23 protein-coding genes are annotated in these 25,818 nt (G+C 54.7%); 19 read left to right on the top strand and 4 right to left on the bottom strand.

Annotated elements, in window-relative coordinates:
• Window positions 1-111: 111 nt before the first annotated feature.
• From pldA to rhtC, 11 genes are all read left to right on the top strand, one after another.
• Window positions 112-972, top strand: coding sequence for a phospholipase A (pldA, locus tag CHU32_RS18975; RefSeq protein ID WP_103677631.1), 861 nt, complete (start codon window positions 112-114; stop codon window positions 970-972).
• A gap of 150 nt (window positions 973-1,122) precedes the next feature.
• Window positions 1,123-1,860, top strand: a complete 738-nt coding sequence (gene nqrC / locus CHU32_RS18970) for an NADH:ubiquinone reductase (Na(+)-transporting) subunit C (protein ID WP_103677563.1) — start codon at window positions 1,123-1,125, stop codon at window positions 1,858-1,860.
• 313 nt (window positions 1,861-2,173) lie between these two features.
• Window positions 2,174-4,069: an FTR1 family iron permease gene (locus tag CHU32_RS18965; protein WP_133159272.1), complete on the top strand. Its 1,896-nt coding sequence runs from the start codon at window positions 2,174-2,176 to the stop codon at window positions 4,067-4,069.
• Window positions 4,070-4,096: 27 nt separating this feature from the next.
• Window positions 4,097-4,624 carry an iron transporter gene (locus tag CHU32_RS18960; RefSeq protein ID WP_103677561.1) on the top strand — a complete coding sequence of 176 codons (528 nt, stop codon included), beginning with the start codon at window positions 4,097-4,099 and terminating at the stop codon, window positions 4,622-4,624.
• A gap of 78 nt (window positions 4,625-4,702) precedes the next feature.
• The gene (locus CHU32_RS18955; RefSeq protein ID WP_103677560.1) at window positions 4,703-6,082 is read left to right on the top strand and encodes a Fe-S-containing protein; all 1,380 of its coding nucleotides are present in this window, start codon (window positions 4,703-4,705) and stop codon (window positions 6,080-6,082) included.
• Window positions 6,083-6,084: 2 nt separating this feature from the next.
• Window positions 6,085-7,368 (top strand): ABC transporter permease, encoded by a 1,284-nt coding sequence (locus CHU32_RS18950; protein ID WP_103677559.1) that lies wholly within the window; start codon window positions 6,085-6,087, stop codon window positions 7,366-7,368.
• Window positions 7,358-8,488, top strand: coding sequence for an ABC transporter permease (locus tag CHU32_RS18945; protein WP_103677558.1), 1,131 nt, complete (start codon window positions 7,358-7,360; stop codon window positions 8,486-8,488). Before CHU32_RS18950 ends, CHU32_RS18945 begins: the two co-directional genes overlap by 11 nt.
• A gap of 4 nt (window positions 8,489-8,492) precedes the next feature.
• A complete protein-coding gene (locus CHU32_RS18940) occupies window positions 8,493-9,188 on the top strand; it encodes an ABC transporter ATP-binding protein (protein ID WP_103677557.1) in 696 nt (231 codons plus the stop codon).
• The gene (locus CHU32_RS18935; protein WP_103677556.1) at window positions 9,175-9,660 is read left to right on the top strand and encodes a TlpA family protein disulfide reductase; all 486 of its coding nucleotides are present in this window, start codon (window positions 9,175-9,177) and stop codon (window positions 9,658-9,660) included. The genes CHU32_RS18940 and CHU32_RS18935 overlap by 14 nt, the downstream gene beginning before the upstream one ends.
• A 122-nt stretch (window positions 9,661-9,782) precedes the next feature.
• Window positions 9,783-11,609 (top strand): ATP-dependent DNA helicase RecQ, encoded by a 1,827-nt coding sequence (gene recQ, locus CHU32_RS18930; RefSeq protein ID WP_103677555.1) that lies wholly within the window; start codon window positions 9,783-9,785, stop codon window positions 11,607-11,609.
• 61 nt (window positions 11,610-11,670) lie between these two features.
• Entirely contained in the window at window positions 11,671-12,291 is a 621-nt protein-coding gene (rhtC, locus tag CHU32_RS18925; protein ID WP_103677554.1) for a threonine export protein RhtC, read from the top strand.
• A 37-nt stretch (window positions 12,292-12,328) separates the two neighbouring features.
• On the opposite strand, the gene CHU32_RS18920 is transcribed toward rhtC, so the two are convergent.
• Together CHU32_RS18920 and rhtB are read right to left on the bottom strand one after the other, a co-directional pair.
• Entirely contained in the window at window positions 12,329-13,201 is an 873-nt protein-coding gene (locus CHU32_RS18920; RefSeq protein ID WP_103677553.1) for an Rpn family recombination-promoting nuclease/putative transposase, read from the bottom strand.
• 153 nt (window positions 13,202-13,354) lie between these two features.
• The gene (rhtB, locus tag CHU32_RS18915; RefSeq protein WP_103677552.1) at window positions 13,355-13,975 is read right to left on the bottom strand and encodes a homoserine/homoserine lactone efflux protein; all 621 of its coding nucleotides are present in this window, start codon (window positions 13,973-13,975) and stop codon (window positions 13,355-13,357) included.
• 109 nt (window positions 13,976-14,084) lie between these two features.
• Between rhtB and pldB the strand changes: the two genes are divergently transcribed.
• From pldB to CHU32_RS18900, 3 genes are all read left to right on the top strand, one after another.
• On the top strand, window positions 14,085-15,077 hold the full coding sequence (gene pldB / locus CHU32_RS18910) for a lysophospholipase L2 (protein WP_103677551.1): 993 nt from the start codon (window positions 14,085-14,087) through the stop codon (window positions 15,075-15,077).
• A gap of 34 nt (window positions 15,078-15,111) precedes the next feature.
• Window positions 15,112-15,912, top strand: a complete 801-nt coding sequence (gene yigL, locus CHU32_RS18905) for a sugar/pyridoxal phosphate phosphatase YigL (protein WP_103677550.1) — start codon at window positions 15,112-15,114, stop codon at window positions 15,910-15,912.
• A 71-nt stretch (window positions 15,913-15,983) separates the two neighbouring features.
• Window positions 15,984-16,883, top strand: coding sequence for a carboxylate/amino acid/amine transporter (locus tag CHU32_RS18900; protein WP_103677549.1), 900 nt, complete (start codon window positions 15,984-15,986; stop codon window positions 16,881-16,883).
• Here the strand turns inward: CHU32_RS18900 and metR are convergent.
• Window positions 16,771-17,724, bottom strand: a complete 954-nt coding sequence (gene metR, locus CHU32_RS18895; protein WP_103677548.1) for an HTH-type transcriptional regulator MetR — start codon at window positions 17,722-17,724, stop codon at window positions 16,771-16,773. The two genes, CHU32_RS18900 and metR, sit on opposite strands and share 113 nt — an antisense overlap.
• A gap of 116 nt (window positions 17,725-17,840) precedes the next feature.
• Between metR and metE the strand changes: the two genes are divergently transcribed.
• A complete protein-coding gene (metE, locus tag CHU32_RS18890) occupies window positions 17,841-20,102 on the top strand; it encodes a 5-methyltetrahydropteroyltriglutamate--homocysteine S-methyltransferase (RefSeq protein WP_103677547.1) in 2,262 nt (753 codons plus the stop codon).
• A gap of 138 nt (window positions 20,103-20,240) precedes the next feature.
• Window positions 20,241-21,539: an anaerobic sulfatase maturase gene (locus CHU32_RS18885; RefSeq protein WP_103677546.1), complete on the top strand. Its 1,299-nt coding sequence runs from the start codon at window positions 20,241-20,243 to the stop codon at window positions 21,537-21,539.
• Between the two features lie 40 nt (window positions 21,540-21,579).
• On the opposite strand, the gene CHU32_RS18880 is transcribed toward CHU32_RS18885, so the two are convergent.
• Window positions 21,580-22,395: a dienelactone hydrolase family protein gene (locus CHU32_RS18880; RefSeq protein WP_103677545.1), complete on the bottom strand. Its 816-nt coding sequence runs from the start codon at window positions 22,393-22,395 to the stop codon at window positions 21,580-21,582.
• Window positions 22,396-22,650: 255 nt separating this feature from the next.
• Between CHU32_RS18880 and udp the strand changes: the two genes are divergently transcribed.
• The 3 genes from udp (at window position 22,651) to ubiE (ending at window position 25,806) form a co-directional block, all read left to right on the top strand.
• On the top strand, window positions 22,651-23,412 hold the full coding sequence (gene udp, locus CHU32_RS18875; RefSeq protein ID WP_103677544.1) for a uridine phosphorylase: 762 nt from the start codon (window positions 22,651-22,653) through the stop codon (window positions 23,410-23,412).
• Window positions 23,413-23,550: 138 nt separating this feature from the next.
• Complete coding sequence (rmuC, locus tag CHU32_RS18870) at window positions 23,551-24,984, top strand: DNA recombination protein RmuC (protein WP_103677543.1); 1,434 nt, start codon at window positions 23,551-23,553, stop codon at window positions 24,982-24,984.
• A 66-nt stretch (window positions 24,985-25,050) separates the two neighbouring features.
• The gene (ubiE, locus tag CHU32_RS18865) at window positions 25,051-25,806 is read left to right on the top strand and encodes a bifunctional demethylmenaquinone methyltransferase/2-methoxy-6-polyprenyl-1,4-benzoquinol methylase UbiE (protein ID WP_103677542.1); all 756 of its coding nucleotides are present in this window, start codon (window positions 25,051-25,053) and stop codon (window positions 25,804-25,806) included.
• Window positions 25,807-25,818 lie beyond the last annotated feature (12 nt).

Below are 25,818 nucleotides of genomic sequence, written 5' to 3'. Positions count from 1 at the left end.
CCTAATCAGCTTTGTTAGGCATCAAAATGAGAAATATGTAGAATGGATGTTAGCCATTTATATACAAACATAATAATTTTTTTCAGGAGCACTCAATTGAAGCGTAAGTCTTTGGCCAGGTTGTCCGTGTTAGCGGCACTATTGCCCTTTTATGTCTGCGCGCAGGAGGCCACGGTTAAAGAGGTTCACGATGCGCCTGCGGTACGTGGCAGTATCATTGCTAACCTGTTACAGGAGCATGATAACCCCTTCACGTTATATCCGTATGATTCCAACTATGTGCTGTATACGTGGACCAGCGATCTCAATAAAGAGGCGATCAACACCTATAACTGGGCGGATAACGCGCGTAAGGACGAGGTGAAATTCCAGCTCAGCCTGGCGTTTCCGTTCTGGCGCGGCATTCTGGGGCCCAACTCGGTGCTGGGCGCGTCCTATACGCAGAAGTCCTGGTGGCAATTGTCAAACAGCGGCGAATCGTCACCGTTTCGTGAGACGAACTATGAGCCTCAACTGTTTCTCGGTTTTGCAACCGACTACCGGCTGGGGGACTGGTCGCTGCGCGACATTGAGGTGGGTTACAACCACGACTCTAACGGCCGCTCCGATCCAACATCGCGGAGCTGGAACCGCGCTTATGCGCGTTTGATGGCGCAAAACGGCAACTGGCTGGTTGAGGTGAAGCCGTGGTACGTGCTGGGCAGCACAGATGACAACCCGGATATCACCAAATATATGGGTTATTACCAGCTCAAGCTGGGATACCAGCTGGGTGATGCAGTGTTGAGCGCTAAAGGGCAATATAACTGGAATACCGGCTATGGTGGCGCGGAACTGGGCGTCAGCTATCCAGTGTCGAAGCACGTGCGTTTGTACACTCAGGTTTATAGTGGTTACGGTGAGTCGCTTATTGATTACAACTTTAATCAAACCCGCGTTGGTGTGGGCGTCATGCTGAACGATGTGTTCTGATTAAATAACGCCATTCAGTTTCATCTGAATGGCGTTATTGCTTTCGGTAGTTGCAAAAGCAATATTCCGGCGTCATTCTGTATTCTCTTATCCGTTAAAAATACCCCCGCGCTATGCAGCGGTGGAATGCCTTATGGGGAAAAGAGTGGAATGCGTAAAAGTAAAATAATTATTGCATTTGTGATCTCATTAATCATTTTGTGTTTTATATCTGTTGCAGTTTATTTGTTGGTTATCCGGGAACCCGGTGCGCCTGAAAATAAAGCGCGTGAAATTGCTATCCTGCGGGCCGCCGGGCTGGTCGGGGAGGCGGAGCGCAGCGAGCGGGATATCAGCGCACTTTACCATGAGCGTATCATTCCACGTCAGCTTGATTTGAAACGCGGGCAATTGCTGCCCGCGGTGGCAGGGCAGTCGCCAGCCTTTTGTAACGCACCTGCCGACGGCGAGCGGACCTGCGAGCGAGTGGAAATCTATCTGGTAAAAGGAAAAAGCGGCGATATTCAGCAGGTTATCCTGCCTGTGAATGGCAAAGGCGCAAAGTCGATGATGTACGCTTTTGTCGCGCTGGACACCGACGGTACGACGGTAAAAGGCATCAATTACTATCAACAAAACGAGACGCCGCTGCTGGGCGCGCGAGTGGCCGATCCTGAATGGCGCAGCCAGTGGCCGGGAAAAAGACTGCTAGATGAGCAGGGACAACCTGCTCTGAAAGTGGTACAGGACAATACCGGTCCGCATGATGATCATACGGTGGATGGAATTTCTGGCGCGACGATGACCTCTTCTGGCGTGGAAAAAAGTATTAATTACTGGATGGGCGAGCGCGGATTTGGTCCTTTTCTGCAACGTCTGCGGGCAGACAAAGACATTTTAACGCCCTAAGTTGTTAATATTACATAGCAAGCATAAAGCCGACGTTAACGTTAACGTCGGCTTTATTTTTTATCACCGCACCTTCCCTGACGGTAATTGTCCTGCCTCTTTCCATTTTAATTGCCGAGGATAATCTTATCTTCTGGTTATTAAATCGTAATCATTAGAAATAATTTGCATAACTTGTAATGGTGATGCTTTTTTATGATCCAGGTCATATACAAATAATCAATAACAGATAATGATAATCGTTATCATTTGTATCCCTATGGTATACGTCGTGCTCACTTTTCCATCCCGTTTTTTTGCCGCGCTGTTCGGCATGTTGTTATGCGCTGCCGCATTGGCCGCGACAAACTATGCGCCCTACATTAACGATATTGAACAGCGGCTGGACAAAACCGCCGAACTTTATCAGCAGCAGAAAAGTCATGAGGCGCGGCGCGAAGTACAATCGGCGTATTTCGAAGTCTTTGAAAACCTTGAAGGCCCGATTCGCATTAATTTCTCTGCCCGCAAAAGCTACGAGATGGAGAGCACATTCGGTGAGATCCGCCGGATGATCGGCGAAGGAAAACCGATCGCAGAGGTGCAGGCCAGAATCGACGAGCTGAAAAAAGCGCTGCGCGAGGTAGAGCCGGTGCTGGACGGCGGTCACCGACTGGTGGCTGAAGAGCAGCATAACGCGCTGAACCGGGAAGATATTGCGGTTTACTGGCAAAACAGTTTCCGCACCATCGACGATCTGCTGGCGCAGGCGGTCAACGACTATCAGGCGGGCAACTTCAGCGCTGCCAGCCAGCATGTGCAGCAAGCGCACTATCAGGGCTTTAAAAACTCGGAAATGGAAATGTCGGTGCGCCAGAATCGCTCGGCAAAAGATGCCGCCTCCATCAACCAGCAGTTTACGGCGCTCATCGCGCTGACCGCGCAGCCTGACCATTTGAACGATGTTTCTTATCAGGTGACGACGCTGCTACAGGATATCGAAGACACGCTGCCAGGTCTGCCGACCACCCGCGAGGAACAGACGGTAAACGCCCCGCAGGAACAACGCGATGCGCCAGCGGATAGCAACGCTACCCGTGTCGACTGGGCCAGCGTGGCGAGTGGGATCAACCAAAGCATCGCCAGCGCCATTGCCCACTATCAGAACGGCAGCGCGGCGGACGCTATTCTGGACGTGCAGGATACCTATTTCGATCGTTTTGAAGCCAGCGGCATGGAGAACAAAATCGGCTCGCGCGATGCCGCATTTAAGACCAGGCTGGAGGGCTATTTCACCCGCATGGTTGGCCTGATGAAAGCGGGTCAGCCGGTGGAAAAAATCCACGCGGAAGCGGCGGCGCTGCAACAGGATCTGACGAAAGCGGTCACCTTGCTGGGTGAAGGGGAAGAGACGCAGTGGAGCCTGCTGCTGTACAGCCTGATGATTATCGTGCGTGAAGGGCTGGAGGCGCTGCTCATTGTCGCCGCCATCGTGGCTTATATGGTGAAAAATAATCACAAGGACAAACTGCCGCTGATCCGTCAGTCCGTCTTTGTGGCGCTGGTTGCCAGCGTCGTTACCGCTATTATCTTCCAGCTACTTTTTACTAATTCAGGTGCCAGTCGCGAATTGCTGGAGGGCTTTACCATGCTCATTGCCGTGGTGATGCTGTTCTTCATGAGCTACTGGCTGCTCTCCAAAGTCGAGGCCCGCCACTGGAAAGCCTGGCTGGAAGGCAAGCTCTCCCATTCGTTATCCCGGGGTTCACTGGTTGGTTTATGGCTGACCTGCTTCCTGGCGGTCTACCGCGAGGGGGCTGAAACGGTACTGTTCTATTACGCCCTGATCGGCGACGCGCAAAACCTCTCCGGCCATATGGCGATTGGTGCTGGCTTTGTTATTGGCTGCGTCGTCCTGCTGATTGCCTGGCTCATCATGCGTTATTCGGTGGTGCGTCTGCCGCTAAAACCCTTCTTTATGTTTACCGGCAGTTTGATGTACCTGATGGCGTTCGTCTTCGCCGGGAAAGGGGTGCTGGAACTGGTGGAAGGCAAATTGTTCCAGCCGACTCTGATCCCTGGCGTGCCGGAAATCAGCTGGCTGGGAATTTATCCCTGGCTGGAAACGCTATTGCCGCAGGCGCTTCTGTTGATTGCTGCGCTGGTCGCTCTCTGGGTCATGCGGCGGCGCAGCCACGTTCCAGGGGAACCGCTTAAAAATAACCCTTAACCCGTTTAAGACAAGAGGATATGTCAAATGACCATCAAGAAAACTCTGGTTGCCAGCGCCGTGATCGCCGGCATTTTTACCGCTCCTGCCGCGCTGGCGTTTAAAGAATATCCGGCGGGCGAGCCGGTGACGATGAATGAAATGGAACTGGCCGCCGTCTATTTGCAGCCGATTGATATGGAGCCGCGCGGCATGGGCCTGCCTGCGGCGAAATCAGACATCCATCTGGAAGCTGATATTCATGCCGTTGAAGGCAATAAAAACGGTTTCGGTGCCGGTGAGTGGGTTCCGTTCCTGACCATTAACTACACCCTGGTGAATAACGATACCGGTGAAAAACAGGAAGGCACCTTTATGCCAATGGTTGCCAGCGACGGCCCGCACTACGGCGCTAACATCAAAATGATGGGCGTGGGTAACTACAAAGTGACCTATCACATCGATCCGCCGTCAAAAGCGGGTATGCATCGCCATACCGACAGCGAAACCGGCGTGGGTCGCTGGTGGAAACCGTTTGATGTCAGCTATGAATTTAAATATGTCGGCCTGAATTAAGCCGGGACGACGGGATAACTGCCTAGTTGTCCCGTCGCACGTTTCTGCCACTCTCTATTGCCGTACAGAACGGATGTTATGAGCTATTTTTTTGTTACCACGCTACAGGTCTTTTTTTGCATTTCGCTACTGTCCGGCGTGCTCTGGAGCCGTGATGATGCGCCGACGCTGCGCCCGCTGTTGTGGACGCTGCTCATCGCTCTGGTCGCCGGACTTTGTGTGGGCCTCTACCTTCACGGCTCACGGCAGATTGAACTCCTGCTGGTGTGCGCGGAAATCCTGCTTTCTTTCCTTTTTCTGCTGAGCTTTTGGTGGGCTTCCACCCGCCTGCGCTACCTGTGGCAGGGCATCCTTGTCTTTGCCGCCGCCCGCCACTGGGCGCTGGAACCTAACCTTGGCGGCCTCACCAGTACCCATGTCCTGAATACCGATCTGCTGTTGAACCTGAGCGCGCTGGTGATGGCGTTTGGCATCCTCAGCCTGGCGGCGGTGATGTGCGGTATGTTGATTCGGCGGATGCGCTGGCTGTACTGGCCGCTGGCGACAGTGATTGTGGTCATGTTATGGCTGCCGTTGAGCGGTAATCTGCTGCTATTAATGATGAAGCTGCAAATTGTGCCCCTGGCGAAACCGCTGTTGAGCTTCGTCGCGCGGGTGACCAATCACGCGGCGCTCTATAACTGGGCGGGAGCCGCAGTGCTGCTGGCGCTGTGCCTGTGCTGGCTTCCTTCTCTGGCGCGCTACTTCCGCGAGACGGCGCAGACGCAGGAGGCCGTGGCGCATCGTCTGGCATTGGCCCGGCGACGTAATGCGCTGCGTTTGCTGTTCGTCACCCTTGGCTGCGCGGCGGTGGTGATAGCCGGTCAGCTATGGTGGACGTTAGTGGCTTCCCAACCACCACGGCTGTCCGAGGCACAACCGGTCACTCTGGCAAACGACGGGCACATCCATCTGCCGGTTGAGCAACTGCGTGATGGCAAGCTGCACCGTTTCGTCTGGATCGCGGACGACGGTAAGGCGGTACGCTTTTTTGTGATTAACCGCTATCCCGACAAACTGCGTTTCGGCGTGGTCTTTGACGCCTGCCTGCTGTGCGGCGATCAAGGTTATGTGATGGAAGGTAATCAGGTGATTTGTGTCGCCTGTGGCGTGCATATTTTTATTCCGTCAATTGGCAAGCCCGGCGGTTGTAACCCGGTGCCGATTGAAAACTGGCGTAATGATGACAAAGAGCTGACCATTCCCGGCGCGTCGCTGGCGGCCGGCGTGAACTACTTCTCAACGGTACTGACCATTAACGTTACCGATCCGGTGGACGGTTCAACTCTCACCAATACGGCCGCTGAATTTAAATATAGCTACGGCGGTAAAACCTGGTTCTTTGCCTCAGAGGCGAACTACAACCGCTTCCGTAACGCGCCTGAACAGTTTGTTCCTGCGGGAATAAGGGAGGAATAGTCATGCTATGGCGAATGCTACGCCAGTCATGGGGCCGCAATGTGCGCCGCAAGGGGCTGGCGATCCTGACCGTGTTTCTGGCGTCCAGCCTGATATCTGCGCTGCTGGCGGTCTCAATTGATATCGGCGATAAAATGTCGCGCGAGCTGAAATCCTACGGCGCAAACATTCTGATTGAGCCAGCCGGACAGGCGGCGTTGCCTGATCTGTTCAGCGAAAAATCCGGCCCGCTTTCCGGGCAGGATTTTCTTGATGAAGCGGAACTACCCAATATCAAAGACATTTTCTGGCGTAATAACATCGTTGGCTTTGCGCCCGCGCTGAGCGGCGACGTGACGGTTAATCAGCAGGATGTGCGGATTATGGGCACCTTTTTCAGCCAGCCGGTGAATATTCCGGATGAAGAGGGATACCAAACCGGGCAGCGCACGGTCAGCCCGTTCTGGCAGGTCGCCGGGAAGTGGCCGCAGGAGCCGGCGGGTGATGTAGCGCAAACTCTGGTCGGACACGCGCTGGCAAAACGATACGGCTGGAAGGCCGGCGATTCGCTGACGCTGCAGGCAGGCAACCGTACGCAGCAGGTGCTCGTCAGCGGAATTTTATCCAGCGGCGGTGAAGAAGATAACCAACTGGTGATGCCGTTACATGTCGTTCAGACCCTGCTGGGCCTGCCCGGCAAGGTACAGACGATCCGCGTGTCGGCCCTGACGGTGCCGGAAAACGAGCTGTCACGCCGGGCGCGGGAAAACCTTGAAGCACTGAACGCCGAAGAGTATGACCTCTGGTACTGCACGGCCTACGTTTCCTCTATCGCTCATCAACTGGAAGAGGCGATCTCCGGGGCGGAAGTGCGTCCGGTCTGGCAGGTCGCTGCCTCAGAAGGGATTGTCATAGACAAAATCCAGCTACTGATGGCGGTGGTGACGCTGGCTGCGCTGGCCGCCGCCGCCATGGGTATTGCCTCACTGATGACCAGCACCATCATGGAGCGCGCACGGGAAATTGGCCTGATGAAGGCGCTCGGCGCGCGACAGTGGCAAATCCTGCTGCTGTTTTATATGGAAGCCGCCTCAAGCGGGCTGGCTGGCGGTGCGCTGGGATGTATTGCCGGATGGGGGCTGGCAAAAGCGATGGGGCTGATGCTGTTTGCTGCCCCGCTCAATTTTGCATGGATCGTCGTGCCTTGCGTACTGGTGATTGCAGTATTGATCGCGCTGCTGGGCACCTGGTTCCCGGCGCGCCGCATAGCCCGGCTTTATCCGGTAGAGGTGCTGTATGGCCGCTAAATATGACATGCTGTTTTTACTGGTCTGGCGGGCCCTGCGTCTGCGGCTCCAGCGGGTCAGCGTGGTCTTTGCCGCGCTGATGGTCGGGGCCACTATCGTGACGGCCCTTTCCGCCGTCTGGTTTGATATCAATACCAAGATGAGCGAAGAGCTGCGCACCTTCGGGGCCAATTTTTATATCGGTCCAGGCCACGGCTCCGGTATGCCGCAGGAAGCGCTACAAACTATTCTGGATCAGGCTCCTGACGGTCTGGTTTATGGTTCCAGCCCGTGGCTGTACGGCATGGCGCGTACTGAACTGGAGAAGGTGGTGATGGTCGGCGTGTGGTTTGAGTCGCTGCAAAAACTGGTGCCCTACTGGCAGGTGACCGGCGACTGGATCAACGTCAGCTTTGACGATCGCAATGCGATGGTGGGCGTGAAGCTGGCGGAACGTCTGAATGTTAAACCCGGCGATGTGATTACTCTGGTCGATCATAACGCGCGTAAAAAGCTGGTCGTGAAAGGGATCGTTGAGTCGGGCGATGCCACCGACAATATGCTTATTGTCAGCCTGGATGTGGCTCAGGCGTGGCTACGCCAGCCGGGTAACATCAGCCACGGGCTGCTGAGCGTGAGCAATGATGTCGGACAGGTGGAACGGTATGCTCAGCGTTTACAACAGCAATTCCCCGATCTGGAAGTCCGCCCGGTGCGTAAAGTCTCCGCGTCAGAAGGGCAGGTGCTGGACAAAATCAAAGGGCTGATGGGGCTGGTTTCACTGGTCATTCTCGCGCTCTCATCGCTGTGTGTGAACACCACCCTGATGGCGATTGTCAGTGAGCGTTCGCGCGAGTTTGCGCTGCAAAAAGCCCTGGGATCGCGTAACGCCGATATCATCCGCCAGATGCTGCTGGAAACCGGCATTATCGCTCTGGCGGCTGTAGCCGCGGGATGGGTGCTGGGCTACCTGCTGGCGCAATTGCTCGGGCTGACGGTCTTTAACGCCACTATCTCGTTGCGCCTGCCGGTGCTGCCGATCACCCTGATTCTGTCTTTACTGGTCGCGGCGCTCGCGGCCATTGTTCCGGTGCGGCGCGCGGTAAGCGTCGAACCGGCGAAAGTGCTTAAAGGAGAGTGACGCCATGACCGTCATGCATATGCCTCAGGTAGCGATTGAAACGCGCCATTTGTATAAGCGGTTCGGCGATGTGGTCGCGCTGGATGATATCAATTTACGCATCGCGCGCGGTGAGTTTGTGGCGATTATGGGGGCGTCAGGTTCCGGTAAAACCACGCTAATGAATATTCTGACCTGCCTTGATACCGCCAGTGAAGGGCAGGTGATCCTGGACGGGACGGATGCCGCGGCGCTGGATGAAGAAGGGCGTCGGCGTTTTCGCGCACAAAAAATCGGCCTGGTCTTCCAGCAGTTTCATCTTATTCCGTTTCTGACGGCGCTGGAAAATATCATGCTGGCGCAGCATTACCATAGTGTCGTGGACGCCGCCGCCGCGCGGGCTGTACTGGCACAGGTAGGACTTGAGCACCGGATGACCCACCTGCCGAGCCAGCTTTCCGGCGGCGAACAGCAGCGGGTGTGTATTGCCAGAGCGCTGGTCAACGAACCCCCGGTGATTTTTGCCGACGAACCGACCGGCAACCTGGATGAAGAGAACGAGCAGCGGGTGCTGGATTTACTGAAAGATTTACACCGCCAGGGGCGCACCATTGTGATGGTCACGCATAACCCGGCACTGGGTCAGTTTGCCGATCGCATTCTGCGGCTGCAACACGGTAAGTATCTGGGCGAGGAGAAAAATCACCATGCGCTGGCTTAAGATTTTCCTGCTGATGGTGCTGGTCAGCGTGAGCGGCTGTAAAGAGGAGAAACTGGCACTGGGCGAAGCCGCTCCCGCGCTGGCTGCTTTCGATCTGCAAGGCAATGAGGCCAGTCTTCAGCGCTGGCAGGGTAAAGGCATCTATCTGAACTTCTGGTCCTCCGGCTGCGGGGGCTGCCTGGCTGAAATGGACACGCTCCAGGCGTTAAGCCAGCAGTGGAAAGATGAGGTTGTGGTTGTCGCCGTTAATACCGACCCGGATTCAGTCAGCGTGGCATCACTGCTGGCTAAGCACCATATCAGCTATCCGGTGCTGCGCGATCAGCTAAAAATTACCCAGGAGCGCTATCAGGTTATCGGTACGCCAACCTCCATTCTGATCGACAATCGTGGGCAGGTTGTGGATGTTCATCAGGGCGTGCGCGCGCCTTCAGCATTACAGGATGCTTTTGTTCGTCTGGCGAAACATTGATTTTACAGATGATTTTGCATAAAACTGGAAGCAGGCTCGAATGATTTCATGTCAGGCATTGCAGTTTCCTTCTCAGGCGCTGAAAATAGCGCCTGTTTTTATTTTGGGCGGTTGGAGTCGATGTGGCGCAGGCGGAAGTATTGAATCAGGAGTCGCTGGCTAAACAGGTCTTGCGGGAAACCTTTGGTTATCAGCAGTTTCGCCCCGGCCAGGAAGAAATCATTGCCACGGCGCTGGCGGGACGCGATTGCCTGGTTGTTATGCCGACCGGCGGTGGTAAATCGCTGTGTTATCAAATTCCTGCGCTTCTGCTCGACGGCCTGACCGTGGTAGTTTCGCCGCTGATCTCGCTGATGAAGGATCAGGTTGATCAGCTCCTGGCGAACGGCGTGGCGGCGGCCTGCCTGAACTCCACACAGACGCGCGAGCAGCAGCAGCAGGTCATGGCGGGCTGTCGTAACGGCGAGATCCGCCTGCTCTATATTGCCCCCGAGCGGCTGATGCTGGATAACTTCCTCGACCATCTCGCGCACTGGAACCCGGTGCTGCTGGCGGTAGACGAAGCGCACTGTATCTCCCAGTGGGGCCACGATTTCCGTCCGGAATATGCCCTGCTTGGGCACCTGCGCCAGCGTTTTCCGGCGCTGCCGTTTATGGCACTGACCGCCACGGCGGACGATACCACCCGTCTGGATATCGTCAGGCTGCTGGGACTCAACGATCCTCTTATCCAGATCAGCAGCTTTGACCGGCCTAATATTCGCTACATGCTGATGGAGAAGTTTAAGCCGCTCGATCAGTTGCTGCGCTATGTGCAGGAGCAGCGCGGTAAATGCGGCATTATTTACTGTAACAGCCGGGCAAAAGTGGAAGACACCGCCGCACGTCTGCAAAGCCGGGGGTTCAGCGCCGCCGCCTATCATGCGGGGCTGGAAAATACCGTGCGCGCCGGGGTGCAGGAGAAATTCCAGCGCGACGATCTGCAAATTGTGGTGGCGACAGTGGCGTTCGGGATGGGAATTAACAAGCCTAACGTGCGTTTTGTGGTGCACTTCGATATTCCGCGTAATATTGAATCCTACTATCAGGAAACGGGGCGTGCCGGGCGTGACGGGCTGCCTGCGGAAGCGATGTTGTTTTACGATCCGGCGGATATGGCCTGGCTGCGGCGCTGTCTGGAAGAGAAGCCTGCCGGACCGCTTCAGGATATTGAACGCCACAAGCTCAACGCCATGGGCGCGTTTGCCGAGGCGCAAACCTGCCGTCGGCTGGTGCTGCTTAACTATTTCGGCGAAGGCCGCCAGGCTTCCTGCGGCAACTGCGATATTTGTCTTGATCCGCCCAAACAGTACGACGGCTCCAATGACGCACAAATCGCACTTTCAACGATTGGCCGCGTGAACCAGCGTTTTGGCATGGGCTACGTGGTGGAAGTTATTCGTGGCGCGAACAACCAGCGCATCCGCGAGTTTGCTCACGATAAACTGAAAGTGTATGGCATGGGGCGGGACAAAAGCCACGAGCACTGGGTGAGCGTCATTCGTCAATTGATCCATCTTGGCATGGTGACACAAAATATCGCCCAGCACTCCGCGTTACAGCTTACCGACGCCGCGCGCCCGATCCTGCGCGGCGAACCGTTGATGCTTGCCGTGCCGCGCGTGGTGGTGGTGAAGCCCCGCGTGATGCAGAAAGCAGCGACAGGAAATTACGACCGCAAATTGTTCGCCAAACTGCGCAAGCTGCGTAAAGCGATTGCTGACGAAGGCAATATTCCGCCGTATGTGGTGTTTAACGATGCGACGCTTATCGAAATGGCCGAGCAGATGCCCGTTTCAGCCAGTGAGATGCTGAGCGTTAACGGGGTGGGCGTACGTAAACTGGAACGTTTTGGTAAAGAATTTATGGCGCTCATCCGCTCGCATGTGGATGGCGATGATGATGAGTAGTCAGCCGCGCCAAAAAGTGCCAGGATGATGACTCACTGAACTATTTTCCCGCGAGTAAACCATGTTAATGCTCTTTCTCACCGTGGCTTTTGTGCACCTCATCGCCCTGATGAGTCCCGGCCCGGACTTTTTCTTTGTTTCGCAGACCGCCGTCAGCCGCTCGCGTAAAGAAGCCATGATGGGCGTGCTGGGGATTACCTGTGGCGTCATGGTCTGGGCAGGTGTTGCGCTGCTGGGGCTGCATTTGATCCTCGAAAAAATGGCCTGGCTACATAATATTATTATGGTCGGCGGTGGGCTGTATCTGTGCTGGATGGGCTACCAGATGCTGCGTGGCGCGCTGAAAAAAGATACGAACGATGCGCATGCGCCGAAAGTCGAGCTGGCGGCTGGTGGTCGTAGTTTCCTGAAAGGACTCATGACTAACCTTGCCAATCCAAAAGCCATTATTTACTTTGGCTCTGTTTTTTCACTGTTTGTTAGTGATAGCGTAGGAACGCCGGAGCGTTGGGGTATTTTTGTGTTAATTGCCGTTGAAACTCTGGCATGGTTTACGGTGGTAGCCAGTTTATTTGCGTTACCGGCGATGCGTCGCGGCTATCAGCGTCTGGCGAAGTGGATAGATGGTTTTGCAGGCGTGCTGTTTGCAGGCTTCGGCATTCACCTGATTATTTCACGCTAAAGACCGGCCCACCCGCTGTGCATCGGGTGGGTCATTTTTACTGTTCGAGCTGTTGTAACTCGTCCTTTGACAGGCCGGTGATTTCCATAATTGCCTGACTATCGAAACCACGCTGCAACAGCTTTTGCGCGATTTCCAGCAAGGCGGCCAGTTTACCTCTTTGAAGCAACTCCTCTGCCATCGTCATTAGCGTCTCTCCATGCTTTGGCACCCGCTGTGCCAGTTCATATAGTAATGGCTCAATACTCTGCGCGTCTCCTGCGCGTATCATATAGTTTACCAGCCCCACTATTTGTTGTCTGCTCATCAGCTCCATCATTAACAGGTCTGCAAGCTGGTCCAGTAGTCGGGCCATATCACGTCGGCGAATGTGCTTTTGTACCAGCGTCAATGCCGCCATGCTGCGATGATGCATGATTTGTTCATCAGGTATCACCGTGATATCGACCAGCGGAAACGCGTTGCCGTACAGATGGCGGGCGCGGTCCGGATCGTGAAACTCATCCAGCCAGTTCATTGAGTACGGGTAAGGCGTGCGTTCTCCCTGATAAAACAAAATGGGGATGACCAGCGGCAATATAGTGTGACCGGCCGCAAGATGGCGCTGCATCACGGCAATGGCATAACGCATCAGACGAAATGCCATATGCCTGTCAGGTGAGCTTTGATATTCAATAAGAACGTGGATATATCCCTCTCCACAGGCAGTCTTAAGTGAATAGAGAATATCGCTGTAATACTGGCGCAAATCCTCTTCAACAAAGCTACCGGATTCCAGCTGTAGTGTATTCAGATCGCACAGACTGAGTAATGCCGCAGGCAAATGTATTTCGATGAAATCCCGCGCGGTTTCCATGTGTGAGAGGAAGGTTTTGAATACTGCATCATGTGGTGTGGTCGTTTCTGCCATGATATGCCGTCCGTGGTTGACATTAAGGGCGGCATTCTGGCACTGGCGCTACAGGCTTACCACATGGTTAAAAAACGAATGTCGCCGTTTACGTAGCGCCTCGAAAAGCTTGATGACTCTCTGCAACCGTTGTGCGAAAACTGCGAGCTATCTTCACGCATGCCTTGCCGATGCCAGCAGCGCCCCCACCAGCATAAATAGCGAACCAAAGACCCGGTTTAACGCTTTCATCTGCCGTGGGCCTTTAATCCACGCGGCAATCCGCTGCGCCAGCGTAGCGTAGCCAATCATCACGATGATATCGACGACGATGGTCGTCACGCCGAGGATAACGTACTGGGCGATCTGCGGTTGTTCAGGTTTAATAAATTGCGGAAACAGTGCGGCAAGGAAAACAATGCTCTTTGGGTTCGTCAGGTTGACGAAGACCGCGCGTTTAAACAGCCTTCCGCGCGATTGTGTCTGCGCCAGCGTGTTAAGATCCAGCGCCCCAGCCGCGCGCCACTGCTGAATACCCAGCCAGATAAGATAAGCCGCTCCGGCCCATTTAAGGATTTCAAACGCCAGCAGCGAACGGGAAAACAGCGTTCCAAGGCCCACGCCGACCAGCACAATATGGATACCCAGCCCGGTTTGCAGGCCGGCAATAGACGCCGCCGCGCCCCGGTAGCCATGACTGATGGCGGTCGTCATTGTGTTAATGGCCCCTGAACCCGGTGAGAGGCTGAGGATAATGGATGTCAGCAGATAAGCGAACCACCACTCGAATGTCATGAGAAATTCCCTGATTGTTTATTTTTATGCCACAATACCCTGGTGTTGTAGCCTTGTGCGATAAGTCACAAAAAAACGATTTTACACGGTGAGCGGGGGTGGAAACCCGATGTTTCGGCAAAAAAGGAACTGGGAAACAAGAGAAAACGCGTTCGCGGCATTTTCGATGGGGCCGCTAACCGATTTCTGGCGTCAGCGGGAAGAGGCGGAGTTTACCGGAGTGGACAACGTCCCGGTCCGCTTTGTGCGTTTCCATGCGCCGGAAAACGATCGCGTCATTGTGGTATGCCCGGGCCGTATCGAAAGCTACGTAAAATATGCCGAACTGGCGTATGACCTGTTCCATATGGGATTTGATGTGTTAATCATCGACCATCGCGGACAGGGATTATCCGGCCGCCTTTTATCTGATTCCCATCGCGGTCACGTGGTTAACTTTAGTGACTACGTTGACGATTTCGCTGCATTCTGGGAGCAGGAAGTGCAGCCGGGACCGTGGCGTAAGCGTTATATACTGGCGCATTCCATGGGCGGCACGATTGCGACGCTATTTTTACAGCGCACGCCAGGTGCCTGCGATGCTATCGCACTGTGCGCGCCCATGTTCGGTATTATCATCCATCTGCCGGACTGGATGGTGCGGCAGATCCTCGACTGGGCTGAGGGCCATCAGCGCTTTCGGGAGAGCTATGCGCTGGGTACCGGGCGCTGGCACGCACTGCCGTTTAGCGTTAACGTGCTGACGCACAGCCGCGCGCGTTACCGGCGTAACCTGCGTTTCTATGCCGATGAGCCGAAGTTGCAGGTAGGCGGGCCGACGCATCATTGGGTACGAGAGGGGATTCTGGCGGGTGAACAGGTGCTGGCGGGTGCCGGGGACGATGCTACGCCAATGCTGCTGCTTCAGGCACAGGAGGAGCGAGTGGTCGATAACCGCGTTCACGACCGCTACTGTGACATTCGCGCCGCGGCAGGCCATCCCTGCGAGGGGGGAAAGCCGCTCGTTATTGAAGGTGCCTATCATGAGATCCTTTTTGAAAAGGACGCTATGCGCTCAGTCGCGCTAAATGCGATCGTCGATTTTTTCGATCGACATCATTGATTATTGCTTTATTGACCAGAGGTTGAATTGTCTTATGTATCAGGTTGTTGCATCCGATCTGGATGGTACGCTACTTTCTCCTGACCACCGTTTATCGCCCTATGCTAAAGAGACGCTGAAGCTGCTGACCGCGCAGGGAGTTAACTTCGTTTTTGCCACTGGCCGTCACCATGTTGATGTTGGCCAAATTCGCGATAGCCTTGAAATTAAAGCTTATATGATCACCTCAAACGGTGCGCGAGTGCATGATACCAACGGCAATCTGGTGTTTACGCATAATCTGGAAAGCGATATCGCCACCGATCTTTTCGGTGTGGTACATACCAGTCCGGACATTATCACCAACGTCTATCGTGACGATGAGTGGTTTATGAATCGTCATCGCCCGGAGGAAATGCGTTTCTTCAAAGAAGCTATTTTTAACTACTCACTGTATGAACCGGGTTTGCTGGAGCCACAGGGGATCAGCAAGGTGTTTTTCACCAGTCCGCATCATGAAAAACTGCTGGTACTGGAGCAGGCGATCAACGCCCGCTGGGGCGATCGCGTTAACGTTAGCTTTTCTACGCTAACCTGTCTGGAAGTGATGGCGGGAGGCGTGTCGAAAGGGCATGCGCTGGACGCTGTGGCCCGCGAGATGGGCTACGGGTTACAGGATTGCATCGCCTTTGGCGACGGGATGAACGATGCGGAAATGCTGTCGATGGCGGGCAAAGGATGCATTATGGCGAATGCGCACCAGCGGCTGAAAGATTTGTATCCGGAACTGGAAGTGATTGGTACGAATGCCGACAGCGCCGTTCCCAAGTATCTGCGCAAATTATATCTTGAGTGATTATTTAATAGTCAGTTGTCAACCTCTCTCTCCGCTACAATGAATGCTCTTCTACCTGAGAGACATTCATTGTGGCGCTTCTTATCATCACCACTATTCTGTGGGCTTTTTCCTTCAGCCTGTTTGGCGAATATCTGGCCGGGCACGTAGACAGCTATTTTGCCGTGCTGGTGCGCGTTGGGCTGGCGGCGCTGGTGTTTCTGCCGTTTTTACGCTCGCGTGGGCACAGTCTGAAAACCCTCGGTTTGTATATGCTGGTCGGAGCGATGCAGCTCGGGATTATGTATATGCTGAGTTTCCGCGCCTATCTCTATATTACGGTTGCTGAACTGCTGCTGTTTACCGTGCTGACGCCACTGTATATCACATTAATTTACGATCTGATGAGCAAGCGTCCCTTGCGCTGGGGATATGCAGGCAGCGCGTTGCTGGCGGTGATTGGCGCAGGCATTATTCGTTATAACCAGGTTACGGATCATTTCTGGACGGGGCTGGTGCTGGTGCAGCTTTCCAATATCAGCTTTGCCATCGGCATGGTGGGATATAAGCGCCTGATGGAAACCCGCCCGATGCCGCAGCATAACGCCTTTGCCTGGTTTTACATCGGGGCATTGTTAGTGGCTATCGTGGGCTGGTCTGTGCTGGGTAATGCGCAGAAAATGCCGGAAACCACGCTGCAATGGAGCATCCTGGTATTTCTTGGCGTGGCGGCGTCGGGGATCGGCTATTTCATGTGGAACGTCGGTGCGACCCAGGTGGATGCCGGCACGCTCGGTATCATGAACAATATGCACGTGCCGGCGGGGCTGCTGGTAAATCTGGCAATCTGGCATCAACAGCCCCACTGGCCGACCTTTATTACGGGTGCGGTTGTGATCCTGGCTTCGCTGTGGGTCCATCGCCGTTGGGTCGCTCCGCGCTCCGTACAAACGGCAGGTGATCGCAGGCGTGGTTGCGCGCCGAGCGAATAAACGCCTCCACAACGGGCTGCCGCTGTTCGCCGTCACGGACGGCGGCGTACAAACGGCTCCACAATCCTTCGCCCAGCGTTTTGGTGACGACCAGACCCTGACGTTCAAAACTCTCCACCACCCAATGCGGTAGCGCTGCAATCCCCATCCGTGCCGCCACCATCTGAATCAGTAGCAGGGTGTTATCCACACTCTTTAGTTGCGGGTTGATACCTGCTGGCTGCAGGAAGTGACGCCAGACATCCAGCCGACTGCGCTGCACCGGGTAAATCAGTAGCGTTTCGCTGGCCAAATCTTCTGGCGTAATACGCGCTTTTGCCGCCAGGGGATGATCAGGGGCCAGCACCAGTCGCACCTCGAAATCAAACATTGGCGAGTAGTGCAGGCCACTACGCGGCAGGATATCGGAGGTCATTACCAGGTCCAGCTCGCTTTGCTGCAGCGCAGGCTGCGGATCAAAGGTCACGCCAGATTTGAAGTCCATTTCAACTTGTGGCCACTTTATACGGAAGTTTTCAAGCGCTGGTGTCAGCCATTGAATACAGCTATGGCATTCAATGGCAATACGCAGTGTGGTCTGCTGCGGCTCGTTACATGCCTGCAGCGCCCGGCTAATTTGCGGCAGGATCTGGTTGGCCAGTTGTAACAGAACCTCGCCCTGCGGCGTGAAGCGCAGCGGCTGGCTCTTACGCACAAATAAACGAAAGCCAAGGCGCTGTTCCAGATCGCTGAACTGGTGAGAAAGGGCGGACTGGGTCTGGTGCAATGTAGCTGCCGCCGCAGCCAGCGATCCGCAGTTTCGCAACGCCTGGAGCGTTTTCAGGTGTTTAATCTCGATCATGAAAGTCCTTCACTTCGGCATGAATAAATTGCGCTTGAGGAATATACAGTACCTTCACATTATGGATGTGTAAACATCTGGATGGCTAAATAACAAATTTCCTCAAGGGGCACACAATGACTATTCTGAATCACACCCTCGGTTTTCCCCGCGTTGGCCTGCGTCGTGAATTGAAAAAAGCGCAAGAAAGTTACTGGGCTGGCAATACTTCCCGTGAAGAACTACTGGCGGTGGGCCGCGAACTGCGTGCGCGTCACTGGGAACAGCAGAAGCAGGCAGGCATTGACCTGCTACCGGTTGGCGATTTCGCCTGGTACGACCATGTTCTGACCACCAGCCTGCTGCTTGGCAACGTGCCGGCTCGTCATCAGAGCAAAGACGGATCGGTCGACATCGATACCCTGTTCCGCATCGGTCGTGGTCGTGCGCCTACCGGTGAACCTGCAGCGGCAGCGGAAATGACTAAATGGTTTAACACCAACTATCACTATATGGTGCCGGAATTTGTAAAGGGCCAGCAGTTCACCCTGACCTGGACTCAGCTACTCGAAGAAGTCGATGAGGCACTGGCGCTGGGCCATAAGGTAAAACCGGTGCTGCTGGGACCGGTAACGTATCTGTGGCTGGGTAAAGTCAAAGGTGAGTCGTTCGACCGCCTGAGCCTGCTGAACGACATTCTGCCGGTGTATCAGCAGGTGCTGACTGAACTGGCAAAACGAGATATTGAGTGGGTGCAAATTGATGAGCCCGCGCTGGTGCTGGAACTGCCTGAAGAATGGCTGGCCGCTTACAAGCCTGCCTGTGAGGCGCTGCAAGGGCAGGTGAAACTGCTGTTGACGACTTATTTTGAAGGCATCAGCGCTAATCTTGATACCATCACCGCCCTGCCGGTGCAGGGCCTGCACGTTGATCTGGTACATGGTAAAGATGACGTGGCGGAACTGCACCAGCGCCTGCCGTCTGACTGGCTGCTGTCGGCTGGTCTTATCAATGGGCGTAACGTCTGGCGCGCCGACCTGAGCGAAAAGTACGCGCAGATTAAAGCCATTAAAGATAAGCGTGCGCTGTGGATCGCCTCTTCCTGCTCTTTGCTGCACAGCCCCATCGATCTGAGTGTGGAGACGCGGCTGGATGCAGAAGTCAAAAGCTGGTTTGCCTTTGCCCTGCAGAAATGCCAGGAGCTTACATTACTGCGCGATGCGCTGAACACCGGCGACACCAGCGCCATTGACGAGTGGAGCGCGCCGATTCAGGCCCGTCGTCACTCGGCCCGCGTGCATAACAGCGCAGTAGAAAAACGCCTTGCAGCGATTACCGCCACAGACAGTCAGCGCGCCAGCGCTTACCCGGTTCGTGCCGAAGCGCAGCGCGCGCGATTCAACCTGCCCGCCTGGCCGACGACGACCATTGGCTCCTTCCCGCAGACCACCGACATTCGCAGCCTGCGTCTGGACTTCAAAAAAGGCAATCTTGACGCCAAAAACTACCGCACCGGTATTGCAGGTCACATCAAGCAGGCGATTGTCGAGCAGGAGCGCCTGGGTCTGGACGTGCTGGTACATGGTGAAGCCGAGCGTAACGACATGGTGGAATACTTTGGCGAGCATCTGGATGGATTTATTTTTACCCAGAATGGCTGGGTGCAAAGCTACGGCTCCCGCTGCGTAAAACCGCCTGTGGTGATCGGCGATATCAGCCGCCCGCAAGCAATCACCGTGGAGTGGGCAAAATATGCTCAGTCGCTGACTGACAAGCCGGTGAAGGGTATGCTGACGGGGCCGGTCACCATTCTCTGCTGGTCCTTCCCACGCGAAGATGTCAGCCGTGAAACGATTGCTAAGCAGATTGCGCTGGCGCTGCGTGATGAAGTGGCGGACCTGGAAGCCGCGGGCATCGGTATCATTCAGATTGACGAACCGGCGCTGCGCGAAGGCCTGCCGCTGAAGCGCAGCGACTGGGATGCCTACCTGCAATGGGGCGTGGAAGCCTTCCGCATCAATGCGGCGGTGGCGAAGGATGAAACCCAGATTCACACCCATATGTGTTACTGCGAGTTCAACGACATCATGGACTCCATCGCCGCGCTGGATGCAGACGTGATCACCATTGAAACCTCACGTTCTGACATGGAGCTGCTGGAATCGTTTAAAGAGTTCGACTATCCGAACGAAATCGGGCCGGGCGTGTACGACATCCATTCGCCGAACGTACCGAGCGTGGAATGGATTGAAGCCCTGCTGAAGAAAGCGCAGCAACGTATCCCGGCTGAGCGCCTGTGGGTCAACCCGGACTGCGGCCTGAAAACTCGCGGCTGGCCGGAAACCCGCGCGGCGCTGGCGAATATGGTCAAAGCGGCGCAGAATTTGCGCGAGGCGTAAGCGCTACGCTAAAAAGGAGGCGCTGGCCTCCTTTTTTATTCTGTGAGCACGGGGGGACGGTTATGCTGGATACCACTGCTGAGAGGTTATACAGTTCACGCATATGTTTAAGGTGAATAACGATGTAAGTGAGTGAGTATGGCTATCAACGGTTGTCACGTCATGGCAAAGCCTACAGGATCAGTATGCAATATTGATTGCCAGTACTGTTTCTATCTTGAAAAAGAGGCGCTGTATCCGGAGCGCAACAAAAACTGGCGGATGTCGGACGAGACGCTGGAAACTTATATTCGCCAGCACATTGAGGCGCAAAGCAGTAACGAAGTGAGCTTCGCCTGGCAGGGCGGCGAACCGACGATGATCGGCCTGCCTTTCTTTCGTCGGGTGGTGGAGCTGTGTGAGAAGCACGCTAACGGTAAAAAAATCAGCCACGCCCTGCAAACCAACGGCATTTTACTCAATCCCGAATGGGCGCAGTTTTTTGCCGAACATCATTTTCTGATCGGCCTGTCCGTCGATGGCCCGGCTCACCTGCACGATAAATACCGCGTATCGCGTTCCGGTAAAGGCACGCACGCGCAGGTGATGGCAGGCATGGCATTGTTGAAAGAATATCATGTTGAATTCAATACCCTGACCGTGGTGGGGGCGCATAACGTCGCTCACGCCAGGGAAGTGTATGAATTCCTGCTGGCGGCAGGCTCGCGCTACATTCAGTTTATCCCGCTGGTGGAGCGGATGAGCACCGATACATCGTCGGTACTTAATCTGGTTATGCCCGGTGAGAGCGCGGCGAAACTGGCACCGTGGACCGTGCCTTCATGGCAGTACGGTGAATTTCTTAATAATATCTTTGATATCTGGGTGCGGCGCGATGTTGGCCACGTGTACGTACAAATGTTTGATGTCGCCTTATCTGCCTGGTGCGGTCAGCCGCCGGTGCTGTGCGTGTTCTCTGAAAACTGCGGCCATGCATTTGCGCTGGAGTCCAATGGCGATCTTTATAACTGCGATCACTATGTTTACCCTGAGCATATGCTGGGTAACATTCATCAGAAAAGCATTCAAGAGATGAATAACAGCGAGCAGGCCATTACCTTCGGCCGTGCCAAGCGGGAAACGCTGACCGCCGACTGCCGCCGGTGCGATTACCGTTTTGTCTGCCATGGTGGTTGTCCTAAACATCGTTTTGCCGTCTCGCCTTCCGGGCATCCCGGGCATAACTATCTGTGCGCAGGCTATGAGCATTTCTTCCGTCATATCACCCGTAATATGAATATTATGAAAGACCTGGTGACTAACGGTTATCCGCCACAAGCCATTATGCGCGTACTGGCGCAGGAGAAAACGGTAAGCGCGGGAAATGTGAATCGTAACGATCCGTGCCCGTGCGGCAGCGGGAAAAAATATAAAAAATGCTGCGGCATGTCTGCCTGAAAGACAACGGTGACGCCGGATGATACCGGCGTCAGGGACGTTAATCCGCTTTCTTATTAACGTAGCGGGCAAACCACGCCAGCATTTTCTGCCAGCCATCTTTCGCTGAGGCCTCATGGTAGCTCGGACGATAATCGGCGTTAAATGCATGCCCGGCATCAGGGTAGACAATAATCTCTGCTGTGGCACTGGCGTCCCGCAGCGCCTGACGCATTTTCTCCAGGCTTTCCTGAGGAATGCTGTTGTCCTGAGCGCCATAAAGCCCAAGCACTGGCGCACTCAGTTGGCTGGCCACATCCACAGGATGCGTCGGTGACGTTAACGTCTGATCGCCCATGACCTTTCCATACCATGCGACGGCCGCTTTAAGCTGCGGATTATGCGCAGCATATAGCCAGGCAATGCGTCCACCCCAGCAAAAACCGGTAATCCCCAGGCGATGAGCATCGCCGTCGTTGCGCGCGGCCCAGTTGGCGACGTGGTCTAAATCGGCCAGCACCTGCGCATCGGGAACCTTTGACACCAGTTCTTTCAACAGGGTGCCAATATCATCATACGCATTGGGATCGCCCTGGCGGAAATAGAGTTCCGGCGCGATGGCAAAATAACCCTCCAGCGCCAGACGACGACATAAATCGCGAATGTGCTCATGTACGCCGAAAATTTCCTGCACTACGATAATGACAGGCAACGCGCCTTTCGCATCCTTTGGTCGGGCGTGATAAGCGGGCATATTCTCGCCCTGCGTCGGGATTGTCGTTTCGCCGGTCACAATCGCCTCTGCGGGCGTGCGGACGATAGTGGAGGCATGAGGTGAGGCTGCGGGGGCAAAGCCCGGCTGGTTGTCAGTAGTCATGGCATTCTCCGTACCCAATATTAGCGCAGTATTAACTATAGACCCGGCATTCACAATTCACCGTGGCAAAAGGCGGTTTAAGGTGCCAGTCGGCTTAATCGCTGACTATATTTATGTGATATTTGTCACTAATTTATGGAAATGAAATGCAATAAGTTTTTGCTCAAGTGACGGTGGTCACGAAATTATGCCAATCACTTCTGTAAAGTACCTTTTTGCTTCTTCTGACCAACTGACCCACAGAGGAGTCTCTTTATGTCCAAGTCTGATGTTTTTCATCTCGGCCTCACAAAAAACGATCTACAAGGGGCTACGCTGGCTATCGTCCCGGGCGATCCTGAGCGTGTGGAAAAGATCGCCGCGCTGATGGATAAGCCGGTCAAGCTGGCATCTCATCGTGAATTTACCTCCTGGCGTGCTGAACTCGACGGTAAAGCCGTGATTGTGTGCTCCACCGGCATCGGCGGGCCTTCCACTTCTATTGCGGTAGAGGAACTGGCGCAGCTTGGTATTCGTACTTTCCTGCGTATTGGGACCACCGGCGCTATTCAGCCGCACATTAACGTGGGCGACGTTCTGGTGACCACCGCGTCTGTCCGCCTGGACGGTGCAAGTTTGCACTTCGCGCCAATGGAATTCCCGGCGGTCGCTGATTTTGAATGTACTACTGCGCTGGTTGAGGCGGCGAAATCTATCGGAGCGACCACCCACGTTGGCGTGACCGCCTCTTCCGACACTTTCTATCCAGGGCAAGAACGTTACGACACCTTCTCTGGCCGCGTGGTTAGCCGCTTTAAAGGCTCGATGGAAGAGTGGCAGTCGATGGGGGTGATGAATTACGAAATGGAATCGGCCACCTTGCTGACCATGTGCTCCAGCCAGGGTCTGCGTGCCGGTATGGTTGCGGGTGTGATCGTTAACCGCACCCAGCAGGAAATTCCGAATGCAGAAACCATGAAGCAGACCGAAAGCCACGCGGTGAAAATTGTGGTGGAAGCCGCACGCCGTCTTCTCTGAGTGCTAATTAAAATAAGAAAGGGCCGACATGTTCGGCCCTTTCTTTTTGCGTAATGCCTCGCAGAAAAACCTTTTAAACTGGACGTTTATACAGCAAAGCCGTATTTTGCAGGGTGAATGAATCAGGTAGGAGGGTGAATGGACAGCGCAATTATTATCAGCGTACTACTGATGCTGGCGGGGATCGGCGTTGGCTGGCTGGCGGCGAGCTATCGTGCCGCGCAGCAGCGGGCCGATGCGCTTGCTGAGCAGCGGGAGGTGTTTGGCGAGTTAAGTGCCGCAAAGCAGCAGCTTGCCCAGCATAGCCACTGGCGCGACGAGTGTGAGCTGCTGAATAATGAGCTGCGCAGCCTGCGGGAAATCAACACCTCGCTGGAAGCCGATCTGCGGGAAGTGACCACCCGCCTTGAAGCCTCGCAGGATAAAACCCGCCAGATGATCAACAGTGAGCAGCGGCTTAGCGAACAGTTTGAAAACCTCGCTAATCGGATCTTTGAACATAGTAATCGTCGGGTGGATGAGCAAAACCGCCAGAGCTTACACGGTCTGCTGACACCGCTACGCGAGCAGCTTGACGGCTTCCGCCGCCAGGTACAGGACAGCTTTGGCCAGGAAGCGCGGGAAAGACACACCCTGGCACATGAAATCCGCAACCTTCAGCAGCTCAACGCGCAGATGGCGCAGGAAGCGCTTAACCTTACGCGGGCGCTAAAAGGCGACAATAAAGCGCAGGGCAACTGGGGTGAGGTGGTCCTGAGTCGGGTCCTGGAAGCCTCCGGACTGCGTGAAGGTTACGAGTATGAAACCCAGGTGAGTATTGAAACCGAGGCCCGCTCGCGGATGCAGCCTGATGTGGTGGTGCGCCTGCCGCAAGGCAAGGATGTCGTCGTCGATGCCAAAATGACGCTGGTGGCCTATGAACGTTATTTCAATGCTGAAGAAGACTATACGCGTGAGGCTGCGCTTCAGGAGCATATCGCTTCGGTACGTAACCATATTCGGTTGCTGGGACGCAAAGATTATCAGCAATTGCCTGGGCTGCGCAGTCTTGATTACGTACTGATGTTTATTCCCGTTGAACCGGCATTTTTACTGGCGATTGACCGCCAGCCGGAGCTGATTACTGAAGCGCTGAAAAATAACATCATGCTGGTCAGCCCGACCACATTACTGGTGGCGCTACGCACCATTTCCAACCTGTGGCGCTACGAGCATCAAAGCCGCAACGCCCAGCAGATCGCCGAGCGAGCCAGTCGTCTGTACGACAAAATGCGGCTATTTGTCGACGATATGTCATCAATAGGGCAAAGCCTGGATAAAGCACAGGACAACTATCGGCAGGCGATGAAAAAACTCACCTCGGGGCGGGGCAATGTGCTGGCGCAGGCGGAAGCCTTTCGCGGGCTCGGCGTGGAAATTAAACGCGAGATTAATCCGGATTTAACCGAGCAGGCTACCACGCAGGATGAAGAGTTTCGACTACGCTCAGGTGCAGACCCTGATAATGAAAGTGAATCTTCTGCACAAGACTCAGCGATTCATGCGCTAAACTCCTTTTCTCGCGGTCGTTGAGTCGTAGGGTAAACGCCCTTGATCTGTTACACTTTACGAACAATTTCTTGATAAGCAGGCCTTAAAATGGATGAGAATTCTCAGGATACGACGCATTTTGGTTTTCAGACTGTCGCCAGAACGCAGAAAGCTGACATGGTGGCGCATGTATTCCATTCAGTCGCTGCAAAATATGATGTCATGAATGACCTCATGTCATTTGGTATTCATCGCTTGTGGAAGCGTTACACCATTGATTGCAGCGGCGTGCGTCGCGGGCAAACCGTGCTGGATTTAGCCGGCGGAACGGGCGACCTGACGGCAAAGTTTTCTCGTCTTGTTGGTGAGACGGGGCGCGTGGTGCTGGCTGATATCAACGACTCGATGCTGAAGATGGGGCGCGAAAAACTGCGTAATCTGGGCGTGGTGGGGAACGTAGAATACGTTCAGGCGAATGCGGAAGCATTGCCCTTCCCGGATAACACCTTTGACTGCATCACCATTTCGTTTGGCCTGCGTAACGTGACCGACAAAGAAAAAGCCTTACGCTCTATGTACCGGGTGCTGAAACCGGGTGGCCGTCTGCTGGTACTGGAGTTCTCAAAGCCGATTATCGATCCGCTGAGCAAGGCTTACGACGCCTATTCGTTCCACGTGCTGCCGCGTATTGGACAGATGGTGGCGAACGATGCGGAAAGCTACCGTTATCTGGCCGAGTCCATCCGTATGCACCCCGATCAGGAAACACTGAAGGCAATGATGGAAGATGCTGGCCTTGAGAACGTGAGCTATTACAACTTGACGGCAGGCATCGTCGCGCTGCACCGTGGCTATAAGTTTTAACAGGAGAGCGTA

It is taken from the genome of Superficieibacter electus, from assembly GCF_002915575.1.
Classification (GTDB): Bacteria; Pseudomonadota; Gammaproteobacteria; order Enterobacterales; family Enterobacteriaceae; genus Superficieibacter; species Superficieibacter electus.
Note: the sequence above shows the minus strand (reverse complement) of the source record. Positions and strands in the feature narration are given on the sequence as shown.

Bases quoted from the DNA above. Each gene is read 5' to 3' on its own strand.
- nqrC (WP_103677563.1), top strand. From the start codon at position 1,123: ATGCGTAAAAGTAAAATAATTATTGCATTTGTGATCTCATTAATCATT.
- CHU32_RS18965 (WP_133159272.1), top strand. From the start codon at position 2,174: ATGTTGTTATGCGCTGCCGCATTGGCCGCGACAAACTATGCGCCCTAC.
- CHU32_RS18960 (WP_103677561.1), top strand. From the start codon at position 4,097: ATGACCATCAAGAAAACTCTGGTTGCCAGCGCCGTGATCGCCGGCATT.
- CHU32_RS18955 (WP_103677560.1), top strand. From the start codon at position 4,703: ATGAGCTATTTTTTTGTTACCACGCTACAGGTCTTTTTTTGCATTTCG.
- CHU32_RS18950 (WP_103677559.1), top strand. From the start codon at position 6,085: ATGCTATGGCGAATGCTACGCCAGTCATGGGGCCGCAATGTGCGCCGC.
- CHU32_RS18945 (WP_103677558.1), top strand. From the start codon at position 7,358: ATGGCCGCTAAATATGACATGCTGTTTTTACTGGTCTGGCGGGCCCTG.
- CHU32_RS18940 (WP_103677557.1), top strand. From the start codon at position 8,493: ATGACCGTCATGCATATGCCTCAGGTAGCGATTGAAACGCGCCATTTG.
- CHU32_RS18935 (WP_103677556.1), top strand. From the start codon at position 9,175: ATGCGCTGGCTTAAGATTTTCCTGCTGATGGTGCTGGTCAGCGTGAGC.
- rhtC (WP_103677554.1), top strand. From the start codon at position 11,671: ATGTTAATGCTCTTTCTCACCGTGGCTTTTGTGCACCTCATCGCCCTG.
- CHU32_RS18920 (WP_103677553.1), bottom strand. From the start codon at position 13,201: ATGGCAGAAACGACCACACCACATGATGCAGTATTCAAAACCTTCCTC.
- rhtB (WP_103677552.1), bottom strand. From the start codon at position 13,975: ATGACATTCGAGTGGTGGTTCGCTTATCTGCTGACATCCATTATCCTC.
- pldB (WP_103677551.1), top strand. From the start codon at position 14,085: ATGTTTCGGCAAAAAAGGAACTGGGAAACAAGAGAAAACGCGTTCGCG.
- yigL (WP_103677550.1), top strand. From the start codon at position 15,112: ATGTATCAGGTTGTTGCATCCGATCTGGATGGTACGCTACTTTCTCCT.
- metR (WP_103677548.1), bottom strand. From the start codon at position 17,724: ATGATCGAGATTAAACACCTGAAAACGCTCCAGGCGTTGCGAAACTGC.
- metE (WP_103677547.1), top strand. From the start codon at position 17,841: ATGACTATTCTGAATCACACCCTCGGTTTTCCCCGCGTTGGCCTGCGT.
- CHU32_RS18885 (WP_103677546.1), top strand. From the start codon at position 20,241: ATGGCTATCAACGGTTGTCACGTCATGGCAAAGCCTACAGGATCAGTA.
- CHU32_RS18880 (WP_103677545.1), bottom strand. From the start codon at position 22,395: ATGACTACTGACAACCAGCCGGGCTTTGCCCCCGCAGCCTCACCTCAT.
- udp (WP_103677544.1), top strand. From the start codon at position 22,651: ATGTCCAAGTCTGATGTTTTTCATCTCGGCCTCACAAAAAACGATCTA.
- rmuC (WP_103677543.1), top strand. From the start codon at position 23,551: ATGGACAGCGCAATTATTATCAGCGTACTACTGATGCTGGCGGGGATC.
- ubiE (WP_103677542.1), top strand. From the start codon at position 25,051: ATGGATGAGAATTCTCAGGATACGACGCATTTTGGTTTTCAGACTGTC.